Raw genomic sequence first — 13,258 nt, 5'->3', positions numbered from 1 at the left:
GCGACTGCTGGCACTTCATCAAACGCCCACACTTATCGACTGTTGATTGTTAAAGATCGTATTCGGTACTGCCTTGCTGCATTTGCGAATCGTTGTGTTCGTCAGCAGCAGAGAAGCGAGATTATGCAGTGTTTCGAGCTCATCGTCAACTTCTTTTTCTACACCGTGCCGTTCAGGCACAGCTCGCTAAAACTGCCGTAAAGCCTGGATCGGCGGTCGTTTTCAGCGAGGGACCGAATCATATCAAAGCCGGGAAAGCCCCGCAAGGCCCGCACGCGCACCTCCTGCCGCAGCCGGGGCGCCGGACCGGTACAATGCACCCTTTGCCGTCTCCGATTTTCCGTCCTCAGCCATGACCATCCTGCTCTCCACCCTCAACGCCCGCTATGCCCACGCTTCGCTGGGCCTGCGCTACCTGCTGGCCAATATGGGGGCCTTGCAGGAACAGACGGCGCTGATGGAATTCGTGATCGGCGCGAAGACGACCGAGGTGGTCGAACGCCTGCTGGCACGCCAGCCGCGCATCGTCGGCTTCGGTGTCTATATATGGAATGTCGAGGAGACCGCCCGGGTCGTCGCCATGCTCAAGCGCGTCGCCCCCGAGGTGACGGTGGTGCTGGGCGGCCCCGAAGTCTCGTACGAGACGGACAAGCAGGAGATCGCCCGCCTGGCCGACTACGTCGTCACCGGCTGGGGCGACGTCACCTTCCCCAAGCTGTGCGGCGAGATCCTGCACGGCCCAAAGCCGCTGATGAAAGTCCATGCCGGCGTCCAGCCCCCGATGGCCGAGATCGCGCTGCCCTACTCTTTATATAGCGACGAGGACATCGCCCACCGCACCCTCTACGTGGAAGCCTCGCGCGGCTGCCCCTTCAAATGCGAGTTCTGCCTGTCCTCGCTGGACAAGACCGCCTGGCCTTTCGGTCTCGATGCCTTCCTGGCCGAGATGGAAGGCCTGTACCGGCGCGGCGCGCGCCTGTTCAAGTTCGTCGACCGCACCTTCAACCTGAACGTCAAGACCAGCCAGCGCATCATGCAGTTCTTCCTCGATAAGCTGGCGGCGAACCCGGATGACCCGGTGTACGCCCACTTCGAGCTGGTCCCCGACCACCTGCCGGAAGCGCTGAAGGCCACCATCGCGCAATTCCCGCCGGGCGCCCTGCAGTTCGAGATCGGCATCCAGAGCTTCAATCCCGACGTGCAGGCCTTGGTGAGCCGGCGCCAGGACAACGACAAGGCCGCGGACAATATCCGCTGGCTGAACGAGCACTCCCACGCCCACCTGCACGTCGACCTGATCGCCGGCCTGCCGGGCGAAGACGTCGACAGCTTCGCGCGCGGCTTCGACAAGCTGGTGGCGCTCGGGCCGCACGAGATCCAGTTCGGCATCCTGAAACGCCTGCGCGGCACGCCGATCATCCGCCACACCGAGCCGTTCAAGATGGTGTTCGATCCCTATCCGCCGTATACCGTGCTGGCCACCGACCGCATCGACTTCGCCACCATGCAGCGGCTGGTGCGCTTCGCCCGCTACTGGGACCTGGTGGCCAACTCCGGCCGCTTCGCGCATACCGTCAAGACCTTGATGGGCGACGCGCCGTTCGCGAACTTCATGGCGTTCAGCGACTGGATGTACACCCGCACCGACGCCACGCACCGCATCGCCCTCGACCGCCTGGCGAAACTGGTGCAGGAATGGCTGCAGCTGCGGGGAATGTCCGAGGAGGCGGCGAAGGCACTGCTGGCCAGCGACTATGCAGGCAACGTCGACAAGACCGTCAACAAATCCAGAGGCGAGCAAAAGCCCGCCGCGCCCGAACGCCAGGTCCGCCACCTGGCTGCGTAAATGCCGGCCACCGGCACGCTACGGTAGCGTGTGTGGCAGCCACCGCGATTCTCTTTTACACTGCCGTAATGCGGATTGAAAATGCGCCAACATTAACTATCGAACATCCCAGCCAGGGAGCAACCGGCGCGGAGCAATCCGTGGTGGCGCGCGGCGTATGGCAGGTGCATGCGCTGGCCAGGCGCGGGACGATCAAGAGCATCAACCAGACCCTGGCCGGACTGGCCGGCAAACCTTCGCTGGCCTGGGACCTGTCGGAAGTGGCGAGCCTCGACCACATCGGCGCCCAGATGTTCTGGAGCGCGTGGGGCAAGCAGCGCCCCAGCCAGCTGAAGCTCGACCCCAAACAGGAAGAGCTGTTCGCGCGCCTCGAGCAGGCCGGCCACATCGAGCTGCCGCGCGTGCGTTCCAGCCCCCTGAACTGGGTGATCAAGCTGGGGTCCGGCGTGCTGTCCTTCTTCGAGCACATGAAGAGCGTGGTGGTGCTGATCGGCCAGGTGGTGCAGGACGTCGGCCGCTTCATCCGCCATCCGGTGGCGGGGCCGTGGAAGGAAATCTCCGCGAATATCTACCACTCCGGCTTCCAGGCGCTGGGCATCACGGCCCTGGTGGGCTTCCTGATCGGGGTCGTGCTCTCCTACCTGTCGGCCCAGCAGCTGCGCATGTTTGGCGGCGACATCTTCCTGGTCAACATCCTCGGCATGTCGGTCATCCGCGAACTCGGTCCGCTGCTGGCGGCGATCCTGGTGGCCGGCCGCTCCGGTTCGTCGATCACGGCCCAGCTGGGGGTGATGCGGGTGACCGAGGAACTCGATGCGATGCTGGTGATGGGCATCTCGCACGGCTTCCGCCTGATCATGCCGAAGGTGATCGCGCTGGCGATCGCGATGCCGCTGCTGGTGGTATGGACCGACGCCATGGCCCTGCTGGGCGGTATGCTGGCGGCCAAGGTCGAACTGCACCTGGCGCTGCGCTATTTCATCCAGAAGCTGCCGTCGGCGGTGCCGATCGTGAACTACATGATCGGCCTCGGCAAGGGCATCGTGTTCGGCATCCTGATCGCCCTGACCGCCTGCCATTTCGGCCTGCGCATCAAGCCGAACACCGAAAGCCTGGGGCGCCTCACCACGACCTCGGTGGTCACCGCGATCACCGTCGTCATCATGGCCAACGCCGTGTTCGCGATCGTCTTTTCCGGCGTGGGGTTCGACTGATGGCCGATTCGACGAGCAAGCCCCTGAACCTCAAGCCGGACGAAGAAGTCGGACCGCCGGTGGTCCGGATCCGCAACCTCTGGACCCGTTTCGGGCGCACCGTGGTGCACCAGGACCTGAACCTCGATATCTACGCGGGCGAGATCCTGTCCATCGTCGGCGGCTCCGGCACCGGCAAGACCGTGCTGCTGCGCCAGATGCTGGGCCTGGAACGCCCGTCGAGCGGTTCGGTGACGGTGTTCGGCGAGGACGTCAGCAGCGCCAGCCCGGAACAGCTGCAGCGCATGCGCAACCACTGGGGCATGCTGTTCCAGCAGGGCGCCCTGTATTCGGCGCTGACGGTGTTCGACAACATCGCCCTGCCGCTGCGCGAGCTGCGCGCCCTGCCCGAGGATGTCATCCGGGACGCGGTGCTGCTGAAGATGAACATGGTGGGCCTGGGCCCGGGCGACGCCAACAAGATGCCTTCCGACCTGTCCGGCGGGATGATCAAGCGCGCCGCCCTGGCGCGCGCCCTCGCGCTCGAACCCCAGCTATTGTTCCTGGATGAGCCCACCGCCGGCCTGGATCCCGACCTGTCGGACACCTTCGTGGAGCTGATCCAGACCCTGCACAACGAACTGCGCCTGACCGTGGTGATGGTCACGCACGACCTGGACACGCTGTTCGCGCTGTCCTCGCGCATCGCGGTGCTGGCCGAGAAGCACGTGCTGGCGGTCGGCCCCGCGTGCGACGTGCTGCGCGTGCAGCATCCCTTCATCAAACAATTTTTCCTCGGCCCGCGCGGCCAGCGCGCGCTCGAAGTGCTGGAAGAACGCTACGCAGGAAAGGAATCGGAACACTGACATGGAAAACAGATCGTATGCCCTGATGACGGGTTTCTTCACGGTCGCGCTGCTGGTGGCGGCCATCCTGGTCGGCTTGTGGCTCAATCGCGACCGCACCGAGATGCATCCCTACGAGATCGTCACCACCCAGACCATCCCCGGCCTGAATCCGCAGGCCACGGTGCGCTACCGCGGCCTCGAGGTCGGGCGCGTCGACGACATCGTGTTCGACCCGCGCGTGACCGGCCAGATCCTGATCAAGCTGTCGATCGAGGAAGGCGCGCCGGTCACCACCACCACCTTCGCCTCGCTCGGCTACCAGGGCGTGACCGGCATCGCCTTCATCCAGCTGGACGACGACCGCACCGGCTCGCCGCTGCTGAAAAGCGACAAGGGCCACGTGGCGCGCATCCCGCTGCGCCCCGGCCTGCTGGACCAGCTGGAAAAGCGCGGCCTCGCCATCCTCGAGAAGACCGAACAGATCACGAATAGCCTGAACAGCATCCTGAGCCAGGAAAACGCCGACAAGATCACGGGCGCGGTCGACAACATCAGCAAGGCGGCCCAGGCCTACGGCGAGATCCCGAAACAGCTGGAGCCGACCCTGGCGCGCATGCCGGCGCTGACCGACAAGCTGGATCGCACCATGACCTCGGTGAACGAGCTGTCGACCAGCGCCACCAGCGCCGTGCGTAATTACGATCGCCTGGCCACCAGCCTGCAGGCCCCGGGCGGGCCGATCGACCGCGCCGCCGGCGCCATCGCTTCGCTCGAAGGCGTGACCTCCGACCTCGAGATGCGCACCCTGCCGCACCTGACCGAGATGACCGACGAGGCGCGCGTCTCGCTGCGCGCCGTGCGCCGCACCGTGACGAATATCGGCGACCGGCCGCAGAGCATCCTGTTCGGCGCGGCCAAGGCCCAACCCGGCCCCGGCGAGCCCGGCTTCGTCCCTCCGACCAAATGAATCATGAGGAAACCGTGATCTTGAAAACGCACCGCCTCATCGCCGTCCTGGCCGCAGCCGGCCTCCTGCTGGCAGGCTGCGCCTCGCAGAAGGGCGAGCCGAACACCCAGTTCGACTTCGGTCCGGCCGCCCCGCTGGCCGCCGCGCAGGCCGCGCAGCCCGGGCAGGATCCGCTGGCCGCGATCGTCGTCACCGACGTCACCGGCTCGAGCGCCCTGGACAACGAGCGCATGTTCTACCGCCTGAGCTATGCCGACGCCCTGCAGGCGCGCTCGTATGCCAACAGCCGCTGGACCGCGAACCCGCTGCAGATGATGACCCAGCGCCTCAAGACCCGGATCGCGCAGTCCGGCACCAAGGTGCTGTCGGAAACCGACGCCTCGAACGGCATCCCGATCCTGCGCGTGGACGTCGACGAATTCGTCCACAACTTCCGCAGCGCGGCGCAGAGCGAAGGCCAGGTGGCGCTGCGCGCCTCGGTGTTCCGCGGCCACGTGCTGGTCGACCAGCGCAGCTTCGCCCGCAGCACCGCCGCGAACAGCGCGGACGCGGCCGGCGGCGCGCGCGCGCTGGCCGCCAGCACCGACGCGATCGCCGCCGACATCGTGGCCTGGCTCGGCACCCTCGACCTGAATCGCAGATGACCGACGTGGAAGCCGAGGCGAGGCCGCGCGCATCCCCGGTTGCGCGCGCCGCCCTGCTGGCCTACCTGCTGCTGATCGTCTACGCGAGCTGGTTTCCGTTTTCCGGCTGGCGCAGCAGCGGGCTGTCGCCGTTCGCCTTCCTGAACCTGCAGCCGCAACGCTACTGGACCGGCTTCGACGTGATGGTCAACATCGTCGGCTACATGCCGCTCGGGGTGCTGCTGGTGCTGGCCCTGCATCCGCTGGTGCGCGGCATATGGGCGGTGGTGGTCGCGGCCCTGTGCGGGCTGCTGGTGTCGGGCATCATGGAGACGGTGCAGAATTACCTGCCCAGCCGGGTGCCTTCGAACCTCGACCTGCTGACGAATGCCGGCGGCTGCCTGGCCGGGGCGGTGCTCGGCCTGTTCTTCGCCCCGCTGCTGCTGGACCAGAGCCGCCTGCAGCGCCTGCGCCAGCGCTGGTTCTCCGCGTACGCCAGCCAGGGCCTGGTGCTGGTCGCCCTGTGGCCGCTGGCCCAGGTCTATCCGCAGGGTTACCTGTTCGGCAATGGCCAGATCCTGCCGCTGCTGTCGGAATGGCTGTCCGAATGGCTCGACACCGACATCGACCTGGTGACCCTGATCCGCGGCAGCGCCGGCATGACGGTCGAGCAGTACTGGCTGTCGGAGATCGTGATCACGGCCTGCGGCATGACCGGCGCCGCCCTCACCCTCCTGTGCCTGGCCCGCCGCACCGCGCCGCGGATCTGGCTGATGCTGGCCCTGATCGGCACCGGCCTGCTGGTCAAGACCCTCGCCAGTTCGCTGTTCTTCTCGCCGGATAATGCCCTCACCTGGATCACGCCCGGCGCCCAGGGCGGCTTCCTGATCGGCCTGATCATGCTGGCCGGCCTGGCCTTCGCGCCCCAGGTCGCGCAACGCCGCCTGGCGGTGGTGACCCTGGTGCTGGCGCTCATCGTCGTGAACACGATTCCGGCGAATCCGTATTTCGTCGCCACCCTGCAGGCCTGGCAGCAGGGTAAATTCCTGAACTTCAACGGCGCGGCCCAGTTCCTGGGCATGGCCTGGCCCTTTTTCGCGCTCTGGTTCCTGCTGCTGCCCTCGCACCGCCTGAACCGCCAGTGATAAGCGCGTATCATAGCGGTCAACTCCAGCCCATCCGAGAACGACATGAGCGACGATAAACCCTTTTATGAACACCACGTGTTCTTCTGCATGAACGTGCGCGAAGGCGAAGGCTGCCGCCCGAGCTGCGGCAAGCACGGCGCCGAAACCGCCCAGAAGCACGCCAAGAAACGCATCAAGGAACTCGGCCTGAACGGCCCCGGCAAGGTGCGCATCAACCAGTCCGGCTGCCTGGACCGCTGCGAAGAAGGCCCGGTGGTCGTGGTCTACCCGCAGGGCACCTGGTACACCTATGTCGACACCTCCGACATCGACGAGATCATCGACCGCCACCTGATCAAGGGTGAAGTGGTCGAGCGCCTGAAAATCTGAATTCCGCAGCAATCAATGAACAAGCATTCGCAAAAGTTTTACCTGACCGGCCGCGCCGGCAAGATGGAGTGCCTGCTGGACGAGCCGGAAGGCGCGCCACGCGGGATTGCCCTGGTGGCCCACCCGCACCCGCTGTACGGCGGCACGATGGAAAACAAGGTCGCGCAGACGCTGGCGCGCGCCTTCGTCGGCATGGGCTACGTGACGGCCCGCTTCAACTTCCGCGGCGTCGGCGAGTCCGAGGGCACGTATGACGACGGCCGCGGCGAAGTGGACGATATGGCTATCATGTTCGACCACATGGTCAAGGAGTATCCCGGCCTGCCGGTCGCGCTGACCGGCTTCTCGTTCGGCACCTTCGTCCAGGCCCAGTTGCAACAGCGCCTGGAAGCACAGGGCCGCCCGGCCGAGCGCCTGGTGCTGGTCGGGACGGCGGCCGGCAAATGGCCGATGCCGCCCGTGCCGGCCGATACCATCCTGATCCACGGCGAACTTGACGATACGATCACGCTGCAACAGGTGTTCGACTGGGCGCGCCCGCTCGACATCCCCGTCACCGTGATTCCCGGCGCTGACCATTTCTTCCACCGCAAGCTCGTTCACATTAAAAATCTTGTCGCGCAAATGTGGCGGCGTGACATTTGAGGCGATCACTGGCCTATAATGGTCTGTCTTTTTTCTAGGCAATGCTAATGGGAATCCCTTGGCATTGTCTCTGCGTCATCATTCACTGATCACCTCGTTTGCTCCCATGAAAAAGTTAATCGCGGCCCTGGCCGCCAGCGCCCTCCTGATGTCGGCCGCCAATGCACAGCAGGTGCCGGCCCCGCAAATCGCCGCCCGTTCCTGGACGCTGCTGGACGCCACCAGCGGCCAGATCATCGCTGCCCAGGATGCGGACACCCGTATCGAGCCGGCTTCGCTCACCAAGGTCATGACCGCCTACGTGGTCTTCGGCGCCCTCCGCGACAAGAAGATCTCGCTGGACCAGAAGGTCAACGTGTCGGTACGCGCCTGGAAGGTCGACGGCAGCAGCTCGAAGATGTTCATCGACCCGGCCACCCCGGTCTCGATCAACGACCTGCTGTACGGCCTGATGGTCCAGTCGGGCAACGACGCCGCCGTGGCGCTGGCCGAAGCGGTCGCCGGCGACGAAGGCACCTTCGTGCACCTGATGAACGAGCAGGCCCAGCGCATGGGCATGAAGAACACCCGCTTCGCCAATCCGCACGGCCTGCCCAGCCCGGACAACTTCTCGACCGCGCGCGACCTGTCGATCCTGGCTTCGCACGTGATCAAGGATTTCCCCGAGTTCTACAAGATCGACTCGGTCAAGGAATTCACCTATAACAAGATCAAGCAGCAGAACCGCAACCGCCTGCTGTGGCTGGATCCGACCGTCGACGGCATGAAGACCGGCCATACCGAAGCCTCGGGCTATTCGATGATCGCTTCGGCGCACCGCCCGAACGGCACGTCCGGCGAGCGCCGCCTGATCTCGGTGCTGTCCGGCGCCAACTCGGACGGCGCCCGCACCGCCGAAAGCCAGAAGCTGCTGAACTGGGGCTTCCAGAACTTCGACACCGTCAAGCTGTACTCGAAGGGCCAGGCGATCGCCACCCCGGAAGTGTGGAAGGGCTCGAAGTCGAACGTGAAGATCGGCTTCACCAGCGACGTGCTGGTGACCGTGCCGAAGGGCGTGGCGCAGAAGATGAAGCCGGTCCTGGAACGCAAGGACCCGCTGGTCGCCCCGCTGGCCCTGAACGGCCGCGTCGGCACCCTGAAGATGATGGTCGACGGCAAACCGCTGCTGGCACTGCCGGTGGTGTCGCTGGAAGAAGTGTCGGAAGCGACCATCATTGGCCGCGCATGGGATTCGATGCGGCTCTGGATGAAGTAATTCCGGCGGAGCGGAATACTGTAGGGTGGGCACCACGTGCCCACGCGTGACGTTGGCATCATGCTAGCCTCCGCGTGGGCACAGGGTGCCCACCTTACGTTTACGTGCCAGCTATAATCTGACGAACTGATCAAAGGAAGACCTGCAATGACCCACGCCCTCCCCCGGGACCTGCACTGCCCCCGCATCGTCACCCGCGCGAACGGACTCGAACTGTCGCGCATCGTCGCCGGCATGTGGCGCATGGTCGAGTGGAACATGACGGTCGAGCAGCGCATCGCCCTGATCGAGCAGTGCGTCGCGATGGGCGTGACCTCCTTCGACCACGCCGACATCTACGGCAACTACGGCGTCGAAGGCCTGTTCGGCGAAGCCCTGCGCGCCCAGCCTTCGCTGCGCGACCGCATCCAGCTGGTGAGTAAATGCGGCATCAAGCTGCTGTCCAACAAGCGCCCCGAACACACGATCCAGCACTACGACACCACCGCCGCGCACATCGTCGCCTCGGCCGAGGAATCGCTGCGCCAGCTGCATACCGACCGCCTCGACCTGCTGCTGATCCACCGCCCGGACCCGCTGATGGACTTCGACGAGATCGCCGAAGCCTTCACCCGCCTCAAGCAGGCCGGCAAGGTGCTGCACGTGGGCGTGTCGAACTTCAGCCGCCACCAGTTCGAGGTGCTGAACCGCCGCGTCGAACTGGCCACCAACCAGGTCGAGTTCTCGCCGCTGCACGTGGCGCCGATGTTCGACGAGACCTTCGACGGCCTGCAGGACCTGGGCGTCGCGCCGATGATCTGGTCGCCGCTGGCCGGCGGCCGCCTGTTCACCTCGAACGAAGCGAACGCCGAGAACCTGCGCCTGGTGGTCAAGGAGATCGCCGACCGCCTGCGCCAGCCCTTCGCCAGCGTGATCTTCGCCTGGATCATGCAACTGCCCTCGCGTCCGGTCCCGCTGACCGGCAGCGGCCGCATCGAGGCGATCGCGGTGGCGGTGGCCGGCACGTCCTTCAAGCTGTCGCGCAGCGACTGGTTTGCGATCCTGCGCGCGGCGCGCGGCCACGAAGTCGCCTGAGCAGCCCACCATGGCCGAGCCCCTGAAGATCGTCGAAGGCCGCGCTCTCAGCGCGCAGCAGAAGAAGGACTTGCTGAACCGCCTGGCGCGGGTCGAGGGGCAGCTGCGCGGCATCCAGAAGCTGGTGGCGCTGGCCGATGCGCCTTCCGACTGCGATGCTGTGGCCCAGCAGATGGCGGCGGCGCGCAAGGCGCTCGACCGCTCCTTCGTGCAGCTGCTCACGGCCAGCATCGTCAACCAGACCGGCAATGCGGCGGATCTCGACGAGGCAAAACAAAGCGCCGCTCATCTGGCGGCGCTGTTCGACAAGTTCGCGTAATTCCAGCGTTCGCGTGGGCACCCTGTGCCCACGCGGACCTCAGTCCTCGTACACACGCGGCGGCGCGATCCCGCGCCACCCGCCCTGCCACGCGATGTTCAGCAGCAGCGTCGCACTAATATAAAACACGAAGAACAGCGCAAAGAAGCGCGTCTGCAGCAACGCCAGCAGCAGCACGCACACGCCCAGCGCGATGAAGGTCGCCTTCGACTTCGGCTGCTTGGAGCTGGGGAAGCGGATCGTCGACACCATCAGCGCGCCGACCGCCACCATCAGCAGCATCACCAGGAAGGCCTGGCCGATGCCCGCCGCCGGGTCGGGCCAGGCCACCACCACCGAGGCCACGCAGGCCGCGCCGGCGGTGATCGGCATGCCGACGAAATAGCGCGGGTCGGTCCGGCCCACCATGACGTTGAAGCGCGCCAGGCGCAGCGCGCCGCAGGCCACGAACACGAAGCAGGCCAGGCCGCCCATGCGCACCAGGGTCGGATGCGAGGCGCCCATCTGCGCGAAGCCGTAGCAGTACAGCAGCAGGCCGGGGGCGCAGCCGAAGTTCATCACATCGGCGATCGAGTCGAGCTGCACGCCAAAGGCCGACTGGGTGTTGGTGGCGCGCGCCACGAAGCCGTCGAGCGCGTCGAACACGCCGGCCAGCACCAGCAGGATCGCCGCGAGGCGGTAGTCGCCGGGGTCGCCCACCGGCGCGTTGTCGACCGAGATGACGATGCTGCCGAAGCCGCAGGCAATCGACAGCAGGGTCACGAAACTGGGTAGGGCGAACTTGGCGCGCGCGAGGCGCTGCTGGCGGCTAGGCTTCAAATTATCGGCTCGGCAAATGGAAAGAATGGCTTATTTTACATGGACTTACGTGCACAACAGATTTATCGCACCGGACCGTCATGAAACACCGAATTCGCCTAGAATGGGAACCCTTGTATCCGGTATTGACGGAAGTTGGGAGTCTTACATGATGATGAAAATGTATCCAGTGAAGGGCATCGTTGCCGCCTGCGTCGCCGCGCTGGCGCTGGCTGCCTGCGGCGGCGGCTCGGACAGCGGCGGCGCGAACGGCGTCACCGGCGGTACGTCGACCGGGTTCTCGGGGCAGGACGCCTCGGCGCCGGCCCTGACGAACAATGTGGCAACCGACGGCTTCAACTGGATCAACTACCGGCGCACCCAGGCCGGCGTCGGCGTGCTGGCGCGGAACAGCATGCTCGACCGCGCCGCCCAGTCCCACTCCGACTACCAGCGCCTGAACGGCAAGGTGACCCACGACGAGGACTCGACCAAGCAGGGCTTCACCGGCGCCACGCCGGAAGCCCGCGTGCAGGCCGCCGGCTATGCCCTGCAGGGCGACTACGCCTCGGGCGAGATCATCGCCGCGACCACCAGCAACACCGGTTTCTATTTGGCCGAACAACTGGTCACGGCGATCTACCACCGCTTCGTGATGTTCGAACCGCTGTTCCGGGAGATGGGTACCGGCGCGGCCACGACCTCGGCCAACTATATCTACTTCACGACCAACCTCGCGGCGACCCGCGGCTATGCCCCGGGCCTGGCCAGCCATACCGTCGCCACCTGGCCGGTGAACGGCCAGACCGGGGTCGATACCAGCTTCCTGAGCGATTACGAGGAGCCGGATCCGGTCCCGGACCGCAACGAGGTCGGCTACCCGATCAGCGTTCACGCGAACCTGACCGAAACCGTCCTCGTGCAAAGCTTCACGGTGCGTCCGCGCGGCGGCAGCAATCTGAGTACGGCCCTGCTGGTGGCGGGCGTGGACAAGAACACGACCATGGATTCGGTGGCGGCCATCGTTCCGCTGGCGCCGCTGGCCGCGCACACGACCTACGACGTGACCTTCACCGGCACCGTGGGCGGCGCGGCCGTGACCAGGACCTGGTCGTTCACGACGAAGTAAGCGGCGGGCCATGACCAGTACCGCCGGTCCGCCGCCCGGCCACCTTGATTCCCGTCCCGCCATCGATCATGCGAACGGCACCGCCCGCCTGATGGGCGACGCCGCCCTGTTCGCGCGCGTCCTGCTACGCTTTCGCAAGGAATACCGGCACGCGGCCGGCGCCATCCGCGGCGCGCTCGCCGCCGGCGACGTCGAACTGGCGCAGCGCCTGGCCCATACCCTGAAGGGGGCGGCCGGGATGATCGAGGCGGTGCCGCTGCGCGACGAAGCGCTGGCCCTGGAACAGGCGCTGCGCCAGGGCGGCGACCCTGCCCCGCACCTGGCGCGGATGGAGCGCGCGCTCGAGCGGGTGCTGGGCGAACTGGCGGCGGTGGAGAGCATCCCGCCGGCGCCGGCGCCGGCCCTGCCGCGGGATGGGGAATGCGGCAGCGCCCTGGCGCGCCTGCGCACCCTGCTCGCGGACGGCAACGGCGACGCGGTCGACCTGGTGCAGGACGCCGCGGCAAGCTTGACGAGAGAATTGGGCGAGGAACGCTACCGCCATGTCGCGGCAGCGATCGAGGTCTTCGACTTCGAAGGCGCGCTGGCGCTGATCAGCGGGTGAATTCCGCTTCTTCGTCGAAGGCGTCGGAGCAGGTTTTGCCGCAGAAGCGGCGCACGCTGTCCAAGGGTTTTTCGCAGTACCAGCACGAACCTTTCGGCGGCAGGCTGAGACGGGCCGGCACCGGTGCGGCGCCGGTATCGATCGACGCGGCGACGAGCGGCTCGACGGCCAGGCCCTTCTCCGGAAAACTTTCCTGTATCGTTTCCAAGATCACCCCCTTACCGGCAGCACTTCAGTATCGCAGAGATTACTTTAGTGGAACACCGTGTGCATGAGAAAGCGCAAGCGCGGCTTGTCCATTGCATGCTGATGCGCCTCCGAAGCCGTGCCCAGTGTGCGCCGATTGCGCTACCTCCGCAATGGCGTGCTGACGACACTCCCGGTGACGCAACAGCGACGGTACTCTCCGAAGTCATCGAAGCGAACGATGCCGGACTTCT

General features: G+C 65.9%; 16 protein-coding genes. 14 read left to right on the top strand and 2 right to left on the bottom strand.

Annotated features, from left to right (window positions below; translation table 11 throughout):
- The 12 genes from AC3A6M_RS23225 to AC3A6M_RS23170 form a co-directional block, all read left to right on the top strand.
- The coding region (locus tag AC3A6M_RS23225; protein ID WP_487855087.1) for a hypothetical protein at positions 1-201 on the top strand (201 nt) is incomplete at its 5' end.
- A 151-nt stretch (positions 202-352) separates the two neighbouring features.
- Complete coding sequence (locus tag AC3A6M_RS23220; protein ID WP_487855086.1) at positions 353-1,846, top strand: B12-binding domain-containing radical SAM protein; 1,494 nt, start codon at positions 353-355, stop codon at positions 1,844-1,846.
- A gap of 68 nt (positions 1,847-1,914) precedes the next feature.
- Positions 1,915-3,060, top strand: a complete 1,146-nt coding sequence (locus AC3A6M_RS23215; RefSeq protein WP_487855085.1) for an MlaE family ABC transporter permease — start codon at positions 1,915-1,917, stop codon at positions 3,058-3,060.
- The gene (locus AC3A6M_RS23210; RefSeq protein WP_487855084.1) at positions 3,060-3,905 is read left to right on the top strand and encodes an ABC transporter ATP-binding protein; all 846 of its coding nucleotides are present in this window, start codon (positions 3,060-3,062) and stop codon (positions 3,903-3,905) included. The genes AC3A6M_RS23215 and AC3A6M_RS23210 overlap by 1 nt, the downstream gene beginning before the upstream one ends.
- 1 nt (position 3,906) lies before the next feature.
- Positions 3,907-4,854 carry an MlaD family protein gene (locus tag AC3A6M_RS23205; RefSeq protein WP_487855083.1) on the top strand — a complete coding sequence of 316 codons (948 nt, stop codon included), beginning with the start codon at positions 3,907-3,909 and terminating at the stop codon, positions 4,852-4,854.
- Between the two features lie 14 nt (positions 4,855-4,868).
- Positions 4,869-5,498 carry an ABC-type transport auxiliary lipoprotein family protein gene (locus tag AC3A6M_RS23200; RefSeq protein ID WP_487855082.1) on the top strand — a complete coding sequence of 210 codons (630 nt, stop codon included), beginning with the start codon at positions 4,869-4,871 and terminating at the stop codon, positions 5,496-5,498.
- Positions 5,495-6,622: a VanZ family protein gene (locus AC3A6M_RS23195; RefSeq protein WP_487855081.1), complete on the top strand. Its 1,128-nt coding sequence runs from the start codon at positions 5,495-5,497 to the stop codon at positions 6,620-6,622. Before AC3A6M_RS23200 ends, AC3A6M_RS23195 begins: the two co-directional genes overlap by 4 nt.
- 45 nt (positions 6,623-6,667) lie before the next feature.
- Positions 6,668-6,994, top strand: coding sequence for a (2Fe-2S) ferredoxin domain-containing protein (locus AC3A6M_RS23190; protein ID WP_487855080.1), 327 nt, complete (start codon positions 6,668-6,670; stop codon positions 6,992-6,994).
- Between the two features lie 15 nt (positions 6,995-7,009).
- Positions 7,010-7,639 carry an alpha/beta hydrolase gene (locus tag AC3A6M_RS23185; protein WP_487855079.1) on the top strand — a complete coding sequence of 210 codons (630 nt, stop codon included), beginning with the start codon at positions 7,010-7,012 and terminating at the stop codon, positions 7,637-7,639.
- A gap of 106 nt (positions 7,640-7,745) precedes the next feature.
- The gene (locus AC3A6M_RS23180; RefSeq protein WP_487855078.1) at positions 7,746-8,894 is read left to right on the top strand and encodes a D-alanyl-D-alanine carboxypeptidase family protein; all 1,149 of its coding nucleotides are present in this window, start codon (positions 7,746-7,748) and stop codon (positions 8,892-8,894) included.
- A gap of 147 nt (positions 8,895-9,041) precedes the next feature.
- Positions 9,042-9,968, top strand: coding sequence for an aldo/keto reductase (locus AC3A6M_RS23175; RefSeq protein ID WP_487855077.1), 927 nt, complete (start codon positions 9,042-9,044; stop codon positions 9,966-9,968).
- Between the two features lie 10 nt (positions 9,969-9,978).
- Positions 9,979-10,287, top strand: a complete 309-nt coding sequence (locus AC3A6M_RS23170; protein ID WP_487855076.1) for a metal-sensitive transcriptional regulator — start codon at positions 9,979-9,981, stop codon at positions 10,285-10,287.
- Positions 10,288-10,326: 39 nt separating this feature from the next.
- Here the strand turns inward: AC3A6M_RS23170 and pssA are convergent, their stop codons facing one another.
- Positions 10,327-11,106: a CDP-diacylglycerol--serine O-phosphatidyltransferase gene (gene pssA / locus AC3A6M_RS23165; protein ID WP_487855075.1), complete on the bottom strand. Its 780-nt coding sequence runs from the start codon at positions 11,104-11,106 to the stop codon at positions 10,327-10,329.
- Between the two features lie 148 nt (positions 11,107-11,254).
- On the opposite strand from pssA, the gene AC3A6M_RS23160 reads away from it, so the two are divergent.
- Both AC3A6M_RS23160 and AC3A6M_RS23155 read left to right on the top strand, forming a co-directional pair.
- The gene (locus AC3A6M_RS23160; RefSeq protein ID WP_487855074.1) at positions 11,255-12,214 is read left to right on the top strand and encodes a CAP domain-containing protein; all 960 of its coding nucleotides are present in this window, start codon (positions 11,255-11,257) and stop codon (positions 12,212-12,214) included.
- A gap of 10 nt (positions 12,215-12,224) precedes the next feature.
- Positions 12,225-12,818: an Hpt domain-containing protein gene (locus tag AC3A6M_RS23155; protein WP_487855073.1), complete on the top strand. Its 594-nt coding sequence runs from the start codon at positions 12,225-12,227 to the stop codon at positions 12,816-12,818.
- On the opposite strand, the gene AC3A6M_RS23150 is transcribed toward AC3A6M_RS23155, so the two are convergent.
- Complete coding sequence (locus AC3A6M_RS23150) at positions 12,808-13,032, bottom strand: hypothetical protein (RefSeq protein ID WP_487855072.1); 225 nt, start codon at positions 13,030-13,032, stop codon at positions 12,808-12,810. The two genes, AC3A6M_RS23155 and AC3A6M_RS23150, sit on opposite strands and share 11 nt — an antisense overlap.
- Positions 13,033-13,258 lie beyond the last annotated feature (226 nt).

This window comes from Telluria sp. Soil_C_11 (assembly GCF_057657395.1).
This window is presented reverse-complemented; position numbering and strand designations above follow the sequence as displayed.